The sequence below is a fragment of the Nostoc sp. genome, assembly GCF_036917515.1.
In the GTDB taxonomy this organism is placed as follows: Bacteria; Cyanobacteriota; Cyanobacteriia; order Cyanobacteriales; family Nostocaceae; genus Nostoc.
In genome coordinates, this window is sequence record NZ_JBALDE010000257.1 from 1 (window position 1) to 18364 (window position 18364).

The window sequence follows — 18364 nt, forward strand, 5'->3', positions numbered from 1 at the left end:
TCTATTCGCAATAAACAGAGGTTTTATCGCCAGGGTTTGAAAGCTATGTCACTTATACAGCAAGCTCTTTAGCTCCCCTGTCGCCCCCTGAAGAAGCAGACATTAAAGATAAACAAGGTTATAAATTTAATCTTAACAGTCATCATTTCCGCCATACTAAAGCTAGCATCATGGCTTATTGTGAAGCAGAAGATGAATATATTGCTGCGGTTTTAGGTCATGCTTCTTTAGATATGCTACCCCATTATCGTAAGCGTTCTTTAGAGCGATTGGAGAAGGAGGCTAATTCTAGAGGTTATGTCAATAAGTATGGTCAAGTTAGTAGCTTTAAACCTAGAAAACGTAGATACGAAAAACTAGTTGAACTTTTGAAAGTTAGCACTCCGTTAAGAGAATGCCACCAACCAACTATGTTAGGTGATTGCCAGTCTGCGCATCTATTAAACCTCACTTATCTAAAATTCCTAATGAACCTCGATAACAGGTTCCTTCCTTGGCAATCTTTACCAGAAAGCCTGCTCAACAACCCTAAAGCACACGAACTCGACCTCAAATTGTCCCACGCTTAGTGGTCTATGGACACTGTGCCCTCGCCCTGTCCTGTTAATCTTTATCCCAAATGCTATGGCTGTTCCAGTTTTCGTCTTAGCACTGCTAAATTACCTCTCTACGAACGCCAGTATGGAGGCGAACAACAAAGACTAACTCAAGCAGAACTAGCAGGTGCAGAACTAGCAAAAGAAGAAGCCAAAGCCACTATCGAGGCGATGGATAAATGGCTACCAGAACTAAAAAATTTAGCAAATGGCTAAAAATCATAATCGCGATAAACAAGCTGAAGTTCTGCGTCGTACTCAAGCTCAAAGAAAGGAACAAAAAAAAGAGCAAGTATTAAAAGCTATTCAAGAAATACTTGCTCAAAAACAGCCATTGACATTTGCAAATATTGCAAATGTCAATGGCTGTTCTATTTCTTATCTATACAAATGGGATGATATTAAGGCATATATCCACAACATTCAACATGAAAAGGAGACTCAATTAAATCTCTTAGAACAAAAAGACCTAAAACCCCATAGCCTTAAAACTCTACATAAAGTTGCCAGACAAAGAATTAGACAACTGGAAGCTGAGATTAGGGAACTCAAACATCAGAATGAAAAACTCAAAGGTCATGTCGCAGAAATCTACGAACTTAGAGATGAGTGCGATCGCCTCCGATCGCAGTTACAGCACTTTGCAAGTAAATGAAGTACACATATTAAAATAATAAATCTTGTGGGGTGGGCATCCTGCCCGCCCTTGTGTACCTCATTCAGATAAAATGTGCTGTATGAGAGAAAGCTTCTACTAACTCATCAACAAAGATAGTTCCCATAAGAATAAATCAATCTGAGACAAGTTCTTCTACAACTAATATACATAGACCCACGAAGTTCATGCTGCTGATATTCAACCCGAAGACTCCGATATCTTTCAATTAATTAACGAAATGAGGATTAAGGTAAATTCAAAACTAAAGCAGTAAATAGCAAATCGTGAATATCATAAAGTTAAGTTATCAATTGAAGCTTTTCAGGAATATTGTAGTAAAACTGATGTAAAGAATCCTGCTGCTTGCCTACTAACAATGATACGTGACGAAGCAAAGCCTAATATAGTAGAAAAATGATACCTCAATTATCAAATCAACCTTCAGTAATTATGAAATATAATCAGAAAAAATTAATTTCTCAGGATAAGCTCAAACAACTTAGCAGGTTATTTAACAAAAAGAATGAAGAATAGGCTAAAAAGACCAATAGCAATAGATTTATTTGCTGGTGCAGGAGGGCTAAGTTTAGGATTTGAGCAAGCTGGATTTGATGTGAAAGCTGCTGTTGAAATCGATCCAGTTCATGCTGTTGTTCATAAGTTTAATTTTCCTTATAGCGTAGTATTACCTTGTTCGATAACTGAGTTATCAGGGAAAGATATTCGAGAAAGAACTGGAATTGGTAATCAAAATATAGAAATTATAATCTCTGGATCACCCTGTCAAGGATACTCCTACATGGGTCGCCGAGCATTAGACGACCCCAGAAATTTTTTAGTAAAAGATTTTGTAAGAATAGTTTTAGAGCTAAAGCCTTCTTATTTTGTTTTTGAGAACGTCAAAGGTTTGACGATTGGCGAACATAAATGCTTTCTACATGAACTAATCGAAATTTTTAGTAATAATAATTATCAAATACTTTTACCTTGGAAAGTTATTAATGCTGCTTATTATGGAATACCACAAAAGAGAGAGAGACTATTTCTCATTGGCGCAAAAAAAGGTTTTATCTTACCTGAGTATCCTGCTCCATGTAGCCAACTACCTTCTGCGGAGTTAGTCAATGCTATTTTACCTCTTACGCCATCTTGTTGGGATGCCCTCAAAGATTTACCAGAAGCAGAAGAATTTGAGGAATTACTATATAGTGATTGTGTAGAAACGGAACAATGGAGTAATCCCAGCAACTATGGGCGAGAAATGAGATGTTTAGATGATAGAAGTTGGCATTTTGGCTATAGAAGAAATTGGAATCCCTTGCTTTTGACTTCAAGCATAAGAACTAATCATTCGCAAATCTCACGAGATAGATTTCATGCCACGGAACAGGGAAAGAAAGAACCTATTTCTCACTTTTTCAAGTTGGCAGAAAATGGCATAGCCAACACCTTAAGGGCAGGAACTGATGCTGCTCATGGCTCACACACATCTCCAAGACCTATTCATTACAGTAGACCTCGCTGTATTACTGTACGAGAAATGGCACGATTACATGGATTTCCAGATTGGTTTCGTTTTCACATCACAAAATGGCATGGTGCAAGACAGGTAGGAAATTCAGTTCCGCCACCTTTGGCGAGAGCAATTGGTGCAGAAATTATGAAATGTTTGGGAATGAATCCAACTACTCCTGAAGATGTTTTTGATCTGGGAGACCCCAAAGTTTTATCAATGAATATCAAACAAGCTATAAATTATTGGCAGCTTACTATACCGAACAAACATATTATAAATGTCTAATAGTAATCAATTTTTAGGAAACACCTTGACCAGGGCTGAGAAGAAAAGTTATCGGTTTGCCCTTACCCTCACAAGGTATGTGTATTTTTGTACTAAAACCTCTGGCGTGTTCGACCTAATTTTTCCTCTTCTTGGCTGCCTTTTTTCCACCCGCGGCATGTTGGTGGGCATGTATCACGGTTCCATCTATGTAGTGAACTTCCCAATCAAGATTTCCTTTTTGATCGGTGTAGGCGTAGCCCGCCGCAGGCATCGCTTTCAGATTTTCTAATATTTGGTTCCAGACCCCGGTTTTTTGCCATCGGTAAAACCTTGTTGCTATGCTTTGCTACTTTCGATAACGTTCCGGCAGCAACTGCCCACGGCGCTCGATTTCTCAATATCCATAGAACACCATTAATAACCGTGCGCTGGTCATTCTAAAAGCTTGCCTGTGTGTGGTTTTTGGGGTGGAAGTAGTCGTTTTAACCCCTGGCCATTGCTCGTTAGTTAAGTCTCCTCGATTCATTAATCCACCCCGCGAACGCCTATTTTTTTAGGATACAGCAAGTTTGAAAACACGCCCAAGGGAAATTATTACCTGCTTATAGCCCTCAACTCAATCCAATTGAACGATTATGGCAGTTTATCAAACAACAGTTTAAGGGTGAGAATTTCTCTAATTTACACGAACTGCGCCAACGAGTTGAACAAGAGTTAACTCAAATGTCTTCTCTGGTAATCTCCTCTTTGACAAGTTATGATTTTATCCTCGAAGCTCTATTCTCTGAAGCTTTATTCTATGCACATAGAGAGTTGGTATAAGTAAAAAAGGTGGGAAAAGTGGGTTTTGTAGGATGTTTTGTAGTAACCCTTGATTATACTGTTGATAAGCTGTAAATTCCTGTGTAGGGGATAGCTTGAAGAAGAATTCAGAAGCCAAAATTCAGAATCAATTAGTGAGGGATTCAGACCCACCACTGATTGAAGACCACTAAATCGTTCGCGCTAGCGTCTCCGTTCGCGCTAGCGTCTCCGTTCGCGCTAGCGTCTCCGAAGGAGAAGGAGAAGGAGAAGATTTAGTGTGGTGTTTCACAATTTATTCATCCAGCAGTCGCACAGAATTCATGCCCAATTCTGGCTCCTGACTCCTGAATTCTTTTCTGATAATTCAATTTACTTGGAAGACAAACTAAATAATCAAGTAGTACTCTAAAGGTCACTATACGTGATGTCTTTCTAACTTGGATAGGCTAAATAAAAACAACAGCCGTATCAATACTGTCTTAACTGTCCTTGTATTTTTTTTGATTGAAAGATAATGCTGAATAAAAAATTTATAGAAAACATTTGACCACCTGTTATGGAGTTGGCATCTTGCTTGATTAGTTCACAGGGTAGGCGGAAGATGCATATTAATCATTCATCTTGGTTCTGAGCAATACAACCTTTGTAATCGCTCTGAACACACTATTAGGTTGTAATTTTAAGTAAATATTCATTAAGTATGATATTATCTACAGTTTCAATTACCTCTTTAGCATCTACTGCTACAGAAACTGGCAATCGTGGCACATATCGTATTAATCGAGATCGTACAGACGGTAATTTAACTATCAAACTCACCATTGATGGTAGTAGTAGTGCAGCGATCGCAGACTATAATCTTAGTGGAAACAAAGTAACAGTATCTGGAAGTACTGCTACGGTGGTGATTCCTGATGGACAAAGCTTCGTTGATCTCAATTTAACTGCTATTGATGATATTCAAGCCGAAGCTAACGAAACAGTCAAACTGAATTTAGCAAATGACGCAACTTATAAAATTGATACCGCTAGTAATGCAGCTACTGTTACAATCAGCCGTAACGATACAGTAGTAATTAACAATAATGACAATGGTGAAGGCTCATTACGGCAAGCGATTGAAAATGCTAATGCCTTTGCTGGAACTGACACAGTTAGTTTTGCTGGAACTGAATATACTGATGCCGTTGCAGATACGATTAGCTTGGTATCTGGAGAATTAAGTATTACTGATGATGTCACTATTCAAGGAACAGGAGCGAAAAACTTAACCGTTAGTGGTAATAATACCTCCCGCGTCTTCAATATTTCTGGGACTCAAACAGATGCTACCATTGATGCGATTGCGATCGCCGATGGTAACGCAGGCACAGCAAATGGTGGTGCTATTCTAGTCAATGATGGAAATACTCTTAACCTAACTAACAGCAAGCTTTCTAATAATACAGCAGCTCGTGGCGGCGCTCTCTCCAACGTAGGTACGACTACCGTTACCAACAGTACGATAGACAGTAACCAATCTCTCATCGGTGGCGGTGGAATCTTTAATTTCAACACAATTACGATAAATGATAGTACCCTTTCTAACAACTTAGCTAGTGCTAACGGTGGTGCTTTTGCTACAGTCAATACAGCCACTGTGAGTAACAGCACAATTTCAGGCAACGCTGCTAATTCTTCTGGTGGCGGAATCACTAACTCAGGTTTACTCATTCTAAATAGCAGTACTATTGTCAACAACACAGCAGATGCTGACAACGATAGTGCGGGTGATGGTGGAGGAGTTTTCAAATTCGGTGGTACGGTTACCGCATCCAATACTATCATTGCTACTAATAAGGATTTAGGTGGTGAGGCTCCTGATCTATTTGGTAATGTTACAGGCAATGCTAACAACTTGATTGGGACTACAGCTGGGGCTTCTGGAACTATCGGTACTGGTAGCGATATCGTCAATCCTGACCCTGGATTAGCCCCCCTAGCCAATAATGGCGGCCCCACTCAAACCCATGCTTTACTAGCTAGTTCTCCAGCCATCAACGCAGGTAATAACAGCTTTGTCCCTCCTGGTGTTACTACCGACCAAAGAGGCACAGGATTTGACCGGATCAAATTTGGTACGGTAGATATCGGTGCATTTGAAGTACAGGAAACAATTGTCAGCCTAAAAGCAGTTTCTCCCACTGCCACAGAAACAGGAACAGTAGGAACTTACCGTCTCAGTCGTATTGATAATGTTGGTAACTTAACCGTCAAACTGACGATTGACGGTAGCAGCAGTGCTTCTGTAAACGATTACACCCTCAATGGTAGTGAAATTACAGTTTCTGGCAATACTTTGACCGTTATTATTCCTAATGGGAAAAGCTTTGTTGATATTAATCTTTCTGCTATCAATGACTTAGCGGCGGAAGCTGACGAAACATTACAACTCAATCTAGTTCCCGACGCTGCTTATACTATTGATACAATCAACCCAACTGCTAGCGTTGCGATCGCTCGTAACGATACCACTGTCACCAACATCAACGATAGTGGTGAAGGCTCATTACGGCAAGCGATTGAAAATGCCAATATTTTTGCTGGGTCTAATACAGTTGATTTTGACACCACAGAAACATTTGCCACTGCCCAAACCATCACTCTCACTTCTGGGCAACTCAGAATTACAGATGATGTCACTATCTCTGGAACCGGAGCTGAACAATTAACGGTAAGTGGTAACAATGCTAGCCGCGTTTTGAGTATTTCTGGAAGAGGAACAGATACCAGAATTGACGGTTTGACAATTGCTAATGGTAATGCCGGAACAGGAGACGGAGGCGGCATTTTAGTTAATCAGAATAGTAATTTAGTGTTAACTAACAGTGTTGTTGAAGGTAATCGCGGCAACCTTGGAGGTGGAATAGATAACCTTGGTACAGCGACCGTTATCAACAGCACACTCTTAAATAACCAAGGTGATGCAGGTGGTGGCATCTTAAACTCAGGTACAGCTACCGTCATCAATACTACTCTGTCGGGTAACCAAGCCAGAGTGTTTGGAGGTGGTGGTATCGGTAACTTAGGGACAGCTACCTTAATTAACAACACTATTACCAACAATAGTGTGGTGGTTAATTTCAACAGTACTTTCGGTGGTGGGGTTGAAAACTTTTTTGATGGCACTCTTAATATCAACAACAGTATTGTTGCTGGAAATATTAACAGCAATAATCAAGCAGCCGATTTATCTAGTGATAGTGACATTACAGGCGATGCCAATAACCTAATTGGTAGTACTGCTGGAGCATCAGGAACTATTGGTACAGGTAGCGACATTACTTTTGCTGAAGCTGGGATTACCAACATTAACCAGGTTCTTAACCCTACCTTACAAAATAATGGTGGCGGTACAGCTACTTACGCTTTAATTCCTACTAGTATTGCAATCAATGCTGGTAATAATGCCAATCTTCCGACAGATACAAATGATTTGGATGGAGATGGCAATACTACTGAATCCATTCCCTTTGACCAACGAGGTAGCGACTTTAACCGCATTAAGTTTGCCACTGTGGATATTGGCGCTTACGAATCTGACACTGTTTCTGGTAGTGGAGGTCAAAAAAAGTTTGTGATTCCTCGTGGAGAAGGAAATCACACCGTTGTGAGTTTTGGGGGTTTTGGAACAGGCAACAATCCTACCCCACCATCAGAGATAGTTAGTCAGATAGACACTCTTCAATTTACTGGTAGTGGTTTAACAGCTAAAAACTTACTCCTGACTCAACAGGGAACTAATTTAGAAATTACTTTTGAGGGAGTGAGCGATACTAAAGTTGTCTTACAAAACTTTGCTCTACAAAACTTAGAAGACGCCGTTACAGGTATCGGAAACATTATCTTTGACGGTCAAACAAGTGTTACGAATAGCTTTGATGTCCTTAATAATGACTTTAGCGGGACTACTGGAAGTAACTCTATAATATTTCTCAATGACCTAGATAATACCTTCAATGGTTCAGATTCAGTAGGAGATGTCATTAATGGTCAAAGAGGTAGCGATCGCTTAAATGGTCGTGGTGGCGATGATTTACTGCGCGGTGGTGCAGGTAACGATACTTTAATCGGTGATGTAGGTAATGACAAATTAGTTGGCGGAACTGGCGATGATATCCTTACAAGTGGAACAGGTATCGATCAGTTTATTTATCAAGCCTTCAGCGATCAGGGAACCGATGGTGATACCATCACTGACTTTAATACCAACCAAGACAAACTAGTGTTGACTAGCTTATTTGATAGTCTAGGTTACGCTGGGAGCAATCCTATTGCTGATGAATACTTGCGTTTTGTTGCTAGTGGTGTCAATACTCAAGTTGAGATTGATCCAGATGGACTGACATCTACCCAAGGCTTTAGCCTACTAACGACCTTAAATAATGTTTCTGTTGACTCTTTAGTTATTGGTAACAACGTTTTGATCTAGAACTAATAACAATACCTTCGACAAGAAAATTCATAACTTGGCGAAGGTATTGTTAATTTTGCAGCAGATAATTCTACTTTTTGCCAGTACTAAACCTTTCAGTATTTATTAAGTAAATAATTTATAAATAATAATGAATCACAATTTACTTTCTTCTATACAAAAAGCAACTTTAGTTCAGTTGTTAAACTATAGGGCAATAAAACAGCCGAATCGCATACCATATAAATTTTTAGTAGATGGAGAAGCAGAAAAAGTTAGCTTTACTTATGCACAATTGACCAAAAAGCTCGTGCAATAGCCGCCTTACTCCAGAGTAAAAAAGCTTTTGGAGCAAGAGCATTACTGCTTTATCCGTCTGGATTGGACTTTATTGCAGCTTTTTTTGGCTGTTTATATGCAGGCATTATTGCTGTACCTGTGTATCCACCACGAGGTAAACAACGGATGACACGAGTACAAGCGATCGCATCTGATGCACAAGCAACTTTTGCACTTAGCACCACATCTGTAATTAACAACTCTGCACAAATCATCAAACAAGAAGCAGAATTAACAACATTGGAATGGATAGCAACTAATGATATTAATAACGATTTAGCAGAAGACTGGTTTTTTCCAAAAATTAATCACAACTCGTTAGCACTTCTTCAATACACTTCTGGCACAACAGGCAAACCGAAAGGAGTGATGGTAAGTCATGGCAACCTACAACACAACTCTGATTTAATTTATAAATCTTTTGAGCATACAGCTAACAGTCGAGGAGTTATTTGGCTACCTCTTTATCACGATATGGGATTAATTGGTGGAGTATTACAGCCAGTGTACGGTAATTGCTCAGTTACTTTGATGTCACCAGAGTCATTTTTACAAAAGCCTTTTCGTTGGTTAAAAGCTATTTCCGACTATCAAGCGACTACTAGTGGTGGCCCCAATTTTGCTTATGAGCTATGTATTGAAAAGATTACTCCTGAACAAAGGCAACAGCTTGACTTAAGTAGTTGGGAAGTGGCGTTCAATGGTGCTGAACCTATACGTGCAGAAACTATAGAGAAATTTACCACAACCTTTGCAAAATGTGGTTTTAAAAGAAGTGCTTTTTACCCCTGCTATGGTATGGCAGAAACGACTTTAATTGTATCTGGAGGTTTGAAAGCAGCTCCACCAGTGATCCGCTATGTGCAAGACCAGGCTTTGAAACAGAATTTGATTGTTGATGCTACTGCTGAAACAGAAAATAGTAAAGCGATCGTAGGTGTTGGTCACAGTACCCCTAATCAAAAAATTGCGATCGTTGATTCAGAATCATTAACTCAGTGTCCAGATGGACAAGTCGGAGAAATTTGGATTGCAGGGTCAAGTGTAACCATTGGTTACTGGAACAAACCCGACGAAACCCAGCAAATTTTTCATGCTCAACTGCAAGATACGAAAGAGTGGCCTTATCTTTGCACGGGAGATTTAGGATTTTTGCTCAATGGCGAACTATTTGTCACAGGTCGCCTTAAAGACATGATGATTATCCGAGGACAAAACTATTATCCCCAAGATATTGAATTAACAGTCCAAAAAAGCCATCCAGCACTACGTCCTCATTATGGAGCCGCATTTTCTACCGAAATTGCAAGGATTGAACAGCTAGTTATTGTGCAAGAAGTAAAGCGAACTTACTTAGGTAAGCTAAATACTTTGGAGATGTTTAAAGCAATACGTCAGGCGATATCTGAAGAACATCAGTTGCAAGTATATGCGATCGCTTTACTGAAAACCGCAACTATCCCGAAAACTTCGAGTAACAAAATTCAGCGTCAAGCCTGTCGTACTGGTTTCTTGAATGGAAACTTGGATATTGTAGGAGAATGGACTGTCAATCTTGAACAAATAGGCTTACAAGAACTGCAAGAACAAATACAAAATTCGGATATTAACCACTCTGAAAAACTACCTTTAACAGAAACAGAAATTCAAAGTTGGTTAATTTATCATCTCGCCTCATATTTGAAAATACCGCCTGATGAAATAAATATTCAAGAGCCTTTTACCGCTTATGGTTTAGATTCAGCAGTATCAGTCACGATAACAGGTGAATTAGCTAAGTGGATAGGCTGTGAATTAGCAATTACTCTTTTCTGGGAGTATCCTAACATTGAAGGATTAGCGCAGTATTTAGCAAAGGAATGTCAGTTATGAGCATTGTTTACTTCTCTAAAAAGTGTTTAAAGCAAAAAGCATCAAACACAGTATATTCCCTCTTTTGTTACCTTCGGTAGAGAATAATTTGAAATCTTTATTTTTACGTCTGTTCTCAACAAATAAATTTAAATGACAAACGTGAGATGCATTCGCCCTTGGCGTTGGCGCAGCCATCGCACAATTCATTATTTTATTTAGTGTTCAGACTTAAAGTAGTATTTTTCTATCTTCGTCGTAACAAAAGAGGGATATTAGTAACATGAACAAAGAAGTAAAATTACTATTCATCATCAATAATTAAGGTTCATGCAAAAACTGAAATATAATATTTTTAATCCTCAATTTAATATAAATCCTTATCCAACTTATCATCGTCTCCGTTCAGAAGATCCAGTATATAAATATCCAATTGATGGGGATTGGTTTATTACTTGTTATGCTGATGTCAAAGCAGTTTTGAAAAGTGGTTGTACTTGCACTGATGATAGACCAAAATCAATTAATGAAAGAAGCAAATATCTGAAAAATCAAAATAAAAATCTTGATACTCTAGCTTATACTACTAGCAAATTTTTATTTTATATGAACCCGCCAGATCACACTAGATTATGTGGGTTACTAATTAAAGCTTTTTCTCCTGTAGTTGTTGAACGAATACGTCCTCAAATTCAGGAAATTGTGAATGAGTTGTTGGACAAAGTTCAGCATCAAGGCAATATGGATATTGTTGCTGATCTTGCCAGTCCACTTTCTGTAAAAGTGATTAGTAGGCTTTTGGGAATACCAAAAGAAGCTCAAGCTCAATTACATCAATGGACTAATGTTTTATCTCGGATTTTAGATCCACTTTTATCATTAGAAGAATATCAAATTATAAATCAAGCTACAGAAGAAATCCAAGAGTATTTATCTAGTTTGATTTGTAAAATAGAAAAAAATTCCCAAGAAGACTTAATTAGTAGTTTAATTGCATTTCAAGAGCAAAGTGATAAATTAACTCAAAAGGAAATATTGGCAGTTTGCACATTGTTATTTGGTGCAGGGGAAGAAACTACAGGTAATACAATAGCTAATGGAATGCTCGCATTACTAAATCATCCTGACCAAATGGAACAATTAAAAAAAGAACCAACAAAAATTCAAGGTGCTGTAGAGGAAATTATTCGTTACGATAGTGCTATTCAGATGATTACCCGAATTGCTACTAATGATTTAAAAATCGGCAATCAACAAATAAAAGCAGGTGAAAAGATAGTTTTTAGGACTTACGCACTGTACAAATTGACCATAATATGTACTACGCAAAATGTACATTTAACGTGTTGACTGCGACCCTGATTTAGTCGCATATTTACTGTTTTAGCTATTAGACATGGCTCAAAAGCCCAAAGAACGTATAGTACATATGTATGATGCGTAAGTCCTAGTTTTATGCTTATGTGCAGCTAATCGAGATCCTACTGAGTTTACAAATCCTGATCAGTTAAATATTAATCGAAATCAGAATTATCATGTTGCTTTTGCTGATAATATTCATTATTGCTTAGGAGCTGCATTAGCACGCCTAGAGACTCAAGTTGCTGTTAATACATTGATTCAAAGCTTTAATAATTTAAAGTTAATTTCAAGTCAATTAGAGTGGAAAAAAAATATAGTTATTCGTGGTTTAAAGGTTTTACCAGTAAGTTTTAATGTAAGAATTTAAAAAGGAAGGAGTAAGACAAAATGGAGCCAATTATAAATAATACTCAAATATCAAGAAGTAAACAAGCTTTTAAATTTAATCCTTATGACCCATTATTTCAAGATAATCCTTATCCTACGTATCACAAACTTCGTTCTATTGAACCAATACACCAAAGTTTCACAGGAATGTGGGTACTTACCCGTTACAGAGATGCTAAAGCAGTTTTACGAGACTCTCGCTTTTGTGTTGATAAAATGCCAAGGCACGTTAAAGACAAAAGTAATTATTTAGGTAATTTCAATACACTTGCACAAGCTATTAGTAACTGGTTGATATTTTTAGACCCACCAGAACATACTAGATTGCGAGGACTTATAAATAAAGCTTTTTCTGCTTCTAACATTAAAAGTTTATATTTGCCAATTCAACAAATCGCAAATCAGTTAATTAATAAAATTCGGTATCAAGACTATATAGATATAATCGCCGATTTTGCTTGTCCTCTACCTTGTAATGTGATTTGCACAATCTTGGGCATACCTGCTGAAGATTGGTATAAGCTGTATTATTGGTCAGATAAATTATCTGAAATTCTAAATCCCCTCAAATCTTTAGAAGACTACGATTTGATGAATAAAGTAGCGATAGAATTTACTGACTACTTTAGGAGCTTAATTGCTCAACGTCAAAAAAATCTAAAACATGATTTATTAAGTGCTTTAATCATAGTTAAAGAGCAAAATAATAAGCTCAGTGAAGAAGAAATTATTTCCATCTGTATGTTACTTTTCTTAACTGGTGAAGAAACTACAGTTCATCTCATAGGTAACGGTATGCTTACTTTATTGCATCATCCCGAGCAAATGCAAAAAATAAAAACACAGCCAATGCTTATTCAAAGTGCTATAGAAGAAATACTGCGTTATGAAAGTCCAATTCAAATTACTACACGAGTAGCAACTGAAGATGTTGTTCTAGATAGCGTGACTATTCGGTCTGGTGACAAAGTATTGGTTGTATTGGGGGCTGCAAATCGAGATCCAGCACAATTTCCTGAACCAGATCGTTTTGATATTACGCGAGTTAATAATAATCATTTAGCCTTTGCTGATGGTATTCATTCTTGTTTAGGCGCAGCATTGACACGGCTAGAAGCTGAAATTGCTATTAATACTCTTTTACAGGAATTATCTGATATACAACTATTACAAGAACAGGTTGAATGGCGTAAAAAAGTTCCTTTTCGCAGCTTAAAATCTCTTCCTATTACTTTCAAGCCATCGAATGTTAAATAATTAAATAAAAAATGTTTTACGAAACTGCTGCTTTTGGATTTACACAAAGCTTAGAATCAAACTGGCTACTCATTAAAGAAGAGTTTAATAGACTACAACAAGATAATTCTATTCCTTGGAAAAAAGAGTTTCTTTATAATAAAGGTTGGGATATTTTCAACTTGCATTCTTTTGGCAAAAAAATAGAAGAAAACTGTCGTTTGTGTCCAGAAACTACAAAATTAGTAGAATCTATTTCTGGAATAACCACCGCGATTTTTTCTTCTCTTGCACCTGGAACTCATATAATTCCTCATAAGGGATATATAAACACTGTACTCCGTTGTCATCTGGGTTTAATTGTACCTACTGACTGTGCAATACGTGTAGGACATGAAACTAAAAATTGGGAAGAAGGCAAGTGCTTAGTTTTTGATGATACACTTGAGCATGAAGTTTGGAATCATGGTAATATTCCTAGAATAATTTTATTAATTGATTTTAAAAAGTCTAGTTTTTGAAATTTACTTTATTTGGTGGTAGTACGCTTAAAGTTATTTAATTAAACAGGGCATTTAAATCAATGGTATTTAGAATTTATAAGCCTTTGGTTGATGTTTTAACTAAAAGTAAGAGGCTGTCTCTAAAGAAATCTAAAGAAAGTAAGACAAGGCGATCACTACAAATAAAAATTGATTTTGAAGTAATAAAGTAGTAGTTCACCAACCTAAAATTGCTGTGTAGGTTGAGTAGTTATTGAGCAGGGGGAGAAGAGAGGGTTGTGTTACAAAAACTAGGATTGGTCTGGTAGAAAAATAGTTGTGTCAATAGTCCTGTATAACTGAGCGGAAGTTTTAAAGTGTATACGTGGTAAAAAGTCCCGATAGAAATTGGTAGATGAAATTTCGGCTAAGAGCTAATTCGTAAACTCAAGTAAAGTACTTGTCTAGTAAGGGTTTCAGGAATTTAAGTCAATAAAGCACTTATTCGCTGAAACTTAGACCTAGTAATGAGTTGAGTACCCTTAAGATTTTCTTTACGAATCAGCTCTAAGGGTGGGGAATGCTCTCATCAAAACCTGAAAAAATTAGAGTATGGCGAATCTGAAAGTGTTTCTATAAAAGTATTAGAGGCTGTTTGCTTAGCTTTGGGTATTTCTTTAAAAGATTTTCTTAGTACAGTGGAAGTGACTGAATAAAGTTTTTCATATATATATTGATATTGGTTACTGTAGTAACTAAAATAAAATCTGAAATCAAAAAGGCGATCGCCCCTCCGGGAAAAGAAATGCGATCGCATGAGTGTTAAACCCCATCAATGAGGTTACTCAGATGATTGTACAAGATGAATTTGACAATCAAGTCTCGGCTCAAGCAGAGTTTGAGGAATATGTTGACCATTTAGCTGACGCAGTAGCACCAGAAATTGAAATTGACTCAGTGCCAGATGATTTGGGAGAACTGTATCGAGTTTGGAACGGTTCCCAACTTATAGGAACTTTTTACCAGAATCTTGAAAGCAAATGGATGGCACAACCCTGTAATAGCGATAAAAGACACTCTTGTAATACTTCTGATTCAGCGCTGCTTTTAATTTAAAATATCTGGCTATAAAGTAGAAGAAAATTACCAAATTCTCAATGCTGCAAATTACGGAGTCCCACAGTCCCGTGAGAGATTATTTCTCATAGGTGCAAGGGAAAATGTAGAGTTACCGAAATATCCTCGGCTAATTACTAAAAAAGCGTTATTAAATAATTTAATTTCTCAAAAAGTATCTGACATTCTATTGAGTCCTACAGTATAGGATGCTATTGGAGATTTACCTAAAATATAAAATTATCCTGAGTTACTAACAAGAGATTGGGTTGTAGCAGAATACCAAAAGCTTAGTAGTAACTATGCTCTTATACTTCGCGGTATCGAATGCCTAGACGATGATTATTCTTACAAACGAGAATATGTGCGAATACTTTCTTCAAGTTTAAGAACCAAACATTCTACAGAAACTATTCAACGTTTTCAGGATACTCAACAAGGCGAGAGAGAAAAAATTAGTCGTTTTTATAAGCTGCATTCTACTGGTGTCTGTAATACCTTAAGAGCCGGAACAGATAAGTATAGGGGTTCTTTCACATCTCCAAGACCAATTCATCCTTTTACGCCGCACTGTATCACCGTCAGGGAAGCGGTAAGATTGCATTCTTACCCCGATTAGTTTAGATTTCATGTAACCAAATGGCACGGATTTCGGCAAGTTGGGAACTCTGTACCACCTTTACTAGCAAAAGCTGTGGCAACAGAAATTATTCGCAGTTTGAATATTTCGCTTTTGAAGCCGAGTTTCCACTACAAGTTGGGAGAAGAGAAGCTATTACAGTTTAATATGTCGTAAGCGGCACAATATTATCAGTGCGACTAGTAAAAATACACTTTGTAATATGTGCAAGGTTAGGCTAAGTCCAAGCACGGAAGAATGTGCTATCTTCCCAGATATTAGCAGTCCGTTGTGCGATCGCTGTCAATTCTTGCTCCTTCAAGGGTACAAAAGCCCGCGCTATCTTGACATTATTCTCTAATTGTGCAACTGTTTCTGCGGCAATCACGCAACAATGAACTCCAGGCTGAGACAGTGTGTAACCTAAAGCTTCCTCCATACCTGTCAATCCACCTGATTTAAACAGCCGACCATAAGCCGGGACTTTCATCGCAATCACACCGACATTTTTTTCTCGAGCAACTGGTAAAACTACCGGAATAAATGGACGTGGGTGGTGTTTATCAGCGGCATTCACAGGAATCAGTGTAGTGTGGAAAGGATAGCGACGCAACCCTTCGGCAATTACTTGAGGGTCGTGATGTCCGGTAATACCAGCAAAGCGCACCAATTTTTGTTGTATGGCTTCTTCTAAAGCTTTAATTGCACCTGATGAACTAAAGATAGTGTCGAGTTGTTCTGAAAAAGAGACGCGATGCAACTGCCACAAATCGAGATAATCTGTATTTAAGCGTTTGAGCGATCGCTCCAATTCTCGCCATGCACTATCCCGATCTCTTTGATCGGTCTTACTTGCTAAAAACAGCTTTGAGCGATGGGATGGTAGGACTTTACCTAAATAATCTTCACTTGGGCCATAACTAGGTGCTGTATCAAAATAACGAATGCCAAGTTGCAGCGCTCTTTGAATAATTGCCGCAGCATCACTCTCTTTTCCTTCCCAGGATAGGGGCGTTTGTCCTGCTCCTCCTAACCCAAAAATGGGGAGTTTTACTTCTGTCCGTCCGAGTAACCGTTCTGGAATAGTTGCTGGCGGTGTTGCAGTATTGATAGTATTTTGCTGTAAAGTATTAGTTGCCACAATACCTCCTGTCACAGCAATACTGGTAATTAGGAAATTACGCCGCGTCTTTGCTTCCGTCATGATTGGCTTTGGGTGCAAAATTACTTTTATTCTAATATCTTAGCTAGGGAAAATTAATCTAAAAAGCGTGGCAGGTAAAGCGATTAATGCCTTTTATATCAAACTAAATGCGATCGCCTGCTCAAAAATTGTGTTTCCGACCTCAATTTTTGACTAGGTTTTAAGTATTATTGCGTATTGACTAATGCTATCCGACCTTAACCTTTCACCGCTCGTAGTTTACCTGAGTTCCATTATCAACTAGTCAGAAAAAATAAGATTATTTTTCAATAAGCTTAAAAATAAACCTGATAATAACTGCAACAATGACAATCACTCTTTCAGCCTCAGACTATGATGAACTATGGGAGCAGAGCTGGCAGAATACCCATCGTCTTTACCAATCAGACGACTTCGACGATATATTTGATTACCCTAAACAGTTAGGAACAGGATACAGGCGATTAATTTGGCTTCAGGATGGATTTTGGCTTCGCGTTCGGGAATTTGAATGCCGAGAATTTATTCGTTGTGATGATTATGAAGAAGGATGGACAGCATCAGTCCTGACATTTTTTATTTGCGGCGATGCTGGAGTAGTGATTCACAAGACAAACGACTACTTTCACGAAATTAGCGGACAGAATTGTTTCGGATTTGGCTCTGCGATGGAGACAGAAGAGTGGCCTGCAAACCAACGAATCTTTCGAGTCCAGATTTGCATGGAGCCTTCTTTTCTCAAATCCTATGGTAGCGCCCAGCTTGATTCATTGCCATTGCAGTTAAAAAATTTGATTGAGGGAAACAAACAGGAAGATTTCAATCTGCTGGGAACAACGACTCCAGCGATGCAGCTAGCAATTGGGCAGATTCTAACTTGCCCTTATCACGGATGGATCAAACAGCGATATCTGGAAAGCAAAGCTTTAGAATTATTAGTTTTGCACTTAGAGCAAATCGTCAAGCGCGAACAGGGCTTAAATTTGATTACAAACCTCAAGTCTACTGATATTGACCGCATTTATGGTGCTAAAGAAATTTTACTGCGGCATTTGGATAATCCGCCATCAATACTCAACTTAGCAAAGCAAGCTGGAATTAATCACAACAAGCTCAAGCGAGGCTTTCGTGAGATTTTTGGCACAACTGTATTTGGCTACCTGCACGATTATCGCATGGAGAAAGCACGGCAGCTGCTCTGTGAAGGGAAGTTGAGCGTAGCGACAGTAGCAAATATAGTGGGCTACGCCAATACTGGACATTTTGCTGTGGCTTTCAAACGCAAGTATAGCATTAGTCCCAGCGCCTGTCGCTCAGGAGAAAAGCCTGTTGTTTGAAATTTATCAAACATTTGGTTTTCTTTGAGTTGCAAGCGGTCTTCCTTGAGCGGAAATGGTCAATGAAATCCTGTATGCTCCGTATAACTTAATTAATTGCCAACTAATTTCAACAACTTTGTGAGTCAAAAAGGAAGTTTTCCTGGATGAGTTGCCAA

Annotated in this window: 14 protein-coding genes and 3 pseudogenes; 16 read left to right on the forward strand and 1 reads right to left on the reverse strand. The window is 38.2% G+C overall.

Annotation, left to right across the window (positions count from 1 at the left end; genetic code table 11):
* The first annotated feature begins 170 nt into the window (after nt 1–170).
* From V7K89_RS32845 to V7K89_RS32905, 15 genes and pseudogenes are all read left to right on the forward strand, one after another.
* On the forward strand, nt 171–569 hold the full coding sequence (locus V7K89_RS32845; protein ID WP_442941823.1) for a hypothetical protein: 399 nt from the start codon (nt 171–173) through the stop codon (nt 567–569).
* A gap of 6 nt (nt 570–575) precedes the next feature.
* A complete protein-coding gene (locus V7K89_RS32850) occupies nt 576–812 on the forward strand; it encodes a hypothetical protein (RefSeq protein WP_335194875.1) in 237 nt (78 codons plus the stop codon).
* Nucleotides 805–1251, forward strand: coding sequence for a DUF6262 family protein (locus tag V7K89_RS32855; RefSeq protein WP_335194877.1), 447 nt, complete (start codon nt 805–807; stop codon nt 1249–1251). Before V7K89_RS32850 ends, V7K89_RS32855 begins: the two co-directional genes overlap by 8 nt.
* A gap of 526 nt (nt 1252–1777) precedes the next feature.
* Nucleotides 1778–3055, forward strand: coding sequence for a DNA cytosine methyltransferase (locus V7K89_RS32860; protein ID WP_335194879.1), 1278 nt, complete (start codon nt 1778–1780; stop codon nt 3053–3055).
* A 588-nt stretch (nt 3056–3643) separates the two neighbouring features.
* A pseudogene (locus tag V7K89_RS36215) lies at nt 3644–3859 on the forward strand (hypothetical protein); the annotation flags it as partial.
* 682 nt (nt 3860–4541) lie between these two features.
* Nucleotides 4542–8312 carry a beta strand repeat-containing protein gene (locus V7K89_RS32865; RefSeq protein ID WP_335194881.1) on the forward strand — a complete coding sequence of 1257 codons (3771 nt, stop codon included), beginning with the start codon at nt 4542–4544 and terminating at the stop codon, nt 8310–8312.
* Nucleotides 8313–8445: 133 nt separating this feature from the next.
* A complete protein-coding gene (locus V7K89_RS32870; RefSeq protein WP_335194883.1) occupies nt 8446–8613 on the forward strand; it encodes a hypothetical protein in 168 nt (55 codons plus the stop codon).
* Nucleotides 8610–10505 carry an AMP-binding protein gene (locus V7K89_RS32875; protein WP_335194969.1) on the forward strand — a complete coding sequence of 632 codons (1896 nt, stop codon included), beginning with the start codon at nt 8610–8612 and terminating at the stop codon, nt 10503–10505. The genes V7K89_RS32870 and V7K89_RS32875 overlap by 4 nt, the downstream gene beginning before the upstream one ends.
* A 309-nt stretch (nt 10506–10814) precedes the next feature.
* Nucleotides 10815–11834, forward strand: coding sequence for a cytochrome P450 (locus V7K89_RS32880; RefSeq protein ID WP_335194885.1), 1020 nt, complete (start codon nt 10815–10817; stop codon nt 11832–11834).
* Nucleotides 11835–11946: 112 nt separating this feature from the next.
* Nucleotides 11947–12213, forward strand: a pseudogene (locus V7K89_RS36220) (cytochrome P450); the annotation flags it as partial.
* Between the two features lie 20 nt (nt 12214–12233).
* Nucleotides 12234–13490 carry a cytochrome P450 gene (locus tag V7K89_RS32885; RefSeq protein WP_335194887.1) on the forward strand — a complete coding sequence of 419 codons (1257 nt, stop codon included), beginning with the start codon at nt 12234–12236 and terminating at the stop codon, nt 13488–13490.
* Between the two features lie 11 nt (nt 13491–13501).
* The gene (locus tag V7K89_RS32890; RefSeq protein ID WP_335194889.1) at nt 13502–13990 is read left to right on the forward strand and encodes an aspartyl/asparaginyl beta-hydroxylase domain-containing protein; all 489 of its coding nucleotides are present in this window, start codon (nt 13502–13504) and stop codon (nt 13988–13990) included.
* 521 nt (nt 13991–14511) lie between these two features.
* On the forward strand, nt 14512–14667 hold the full coding sequence (locus tag V7K89_RS32895; RefSeq protein WP_335194971.1) for a helix-turn-helix domain-containing protein: 156 nt from the start codon (nt 14512–14514) through the stop codon (nt 14665–14667).
* Between the two features lie 133 nt (nt 14668–14800).
* Entirely contained in the window at nt 14801–15067 is a 267-nt protein-coding gene (locus tag V7K89_RS32900; protein WP_335194891.1) for a hypothetical protein, read from the forward strand.
* Nucleotides 15063–15863, forward strand: a pseudogene (locus tag V7K89_RS32905) (DNA cytosine methyltransferase); the annotation flags it as partial. The gene V7K89_RS32900 and the pseudogene V7K89_RS32905, both read left to right, overlap by 5 nt.
* A 61-nt stretch (nt 15864–15924) precedes the next feature.
* Here the strand turns inward: V7K89_RS32905 and V7K89_RS32910 are convergent.
* A complete protein-coding gene (locus tag V7K89_RS32910; protein WP_335194893.1) occupies nt 15925–16890 on the reverse strand; it encodes an aldo/keto reductase in 966 nt (321 codons plus the stop codon).
* 305 nt (nt 16891–17195) lie between these two features.
* On the opposite strand from V7K89_RS32910, the gene V7K89_RS32915 reads away from it, so the two are divergent.
* Nucleotides 17196–18206, forward strand: coding sequence for an AraC family transcriptional regulator (locus tag V7K89_RS32915; protein ID WP_335194895.1), 1011 nt, complete (start codon nt 17196–17198; stop codon nt 18204–18206).
* Nucleotides 18207–18364: the final 158 nt, after the last annotated feature.

What these genes read in the sequence shown, in the direction of transcription:
- V7K89_RS32845 (WP_442941823.1), top strand. Translation starts at nt 171, where the DNA reads ATGGCTTATTGTGAAGCAGAAGATGAATATATTGCTGCGGTTTTAGGT.
- V7K89_RS32850 (WP_335194875.1), top strand. Translation starts at nt 576, where the DNA reads ATGGACACTGTGCCCTCGCCCTGTCCTGTTAATCTTTATCCCAAATGC.
- V7K89_RS32855 (WP_335194877.1), top strand. Translation starts at nt 805, where the DNA reads ATGGCTAAAAATCATAATCGCGATAAACAAGCTGAAGTTCTGCGTCGT.
- V7K89_RS32860 (WP_335194879.1), top strand. Translation starts at nt 1,778, where the DNA reads ATGAAGAATAGGCTAAAAAGACCAATAGCAATAGATTTATTTGCTGGT.
- V7K89_RS32865 (WP_335194881.1), top strand. Translation starts at nt 4,542, where the DNA reads ATGATATTATCTACAGTTTCAATTACCTCTTTAGCATCTACTGCTACA.
- V7K89_RS32870 (WP_335194883.1), top strand. Translation starts at nt 8,446, where the DNA reads ATGAATCACAATTTACTTTCTTCTATACAAAAAGCAACTTTAGTTCAG.
- V7K89_RS32880 (WP_335194885.1), top strand. Translation starts at nt 10,815, where the DNA reads ATGCAAAAACTGAAATATAATATTTTTAATCCTCAATTTAATATAAAT.
- V7K89_RS32885 (WP_335194887.1), top strand. Translation starts at nt 12,234, where the DNA reads ATGGAGCCAATTATAAATAATACTCAAATATCAAGAAGTAAACAAGCT.
- V7K89_RS32890 (WP_335194889.1), top strand. Translation starts at nt 13,502, where the DNA reads ATGTTTTACGAAACTGCTGCTTTTGGATTTACACAAAGCTTAGAATCA.
- V7K89_RS32900 (WP_335194891.1), top strand. Translation starts at nt 14,801, where the DNA reads ATGATTGTACAAGATGAATTTGACAATCAAGTCTCGGCTCAAGCAGAG.
- V7K89_RS32910 (WP_335194893.1), bottom strand. Translation starts at nt 16,890, where the DNA reads ATGACGGAAGCAAAGACGCGGCGTAATTTCCTAATTACCAGTATTGCT.
- V7K89_RS32915 (WP_335194895.1), top strand. Translation starts at nt 17,196, where the DNA reads ATGACAATCACTCTTTCAGCCTCAGACTATGATGAACTATGGGAGCAG.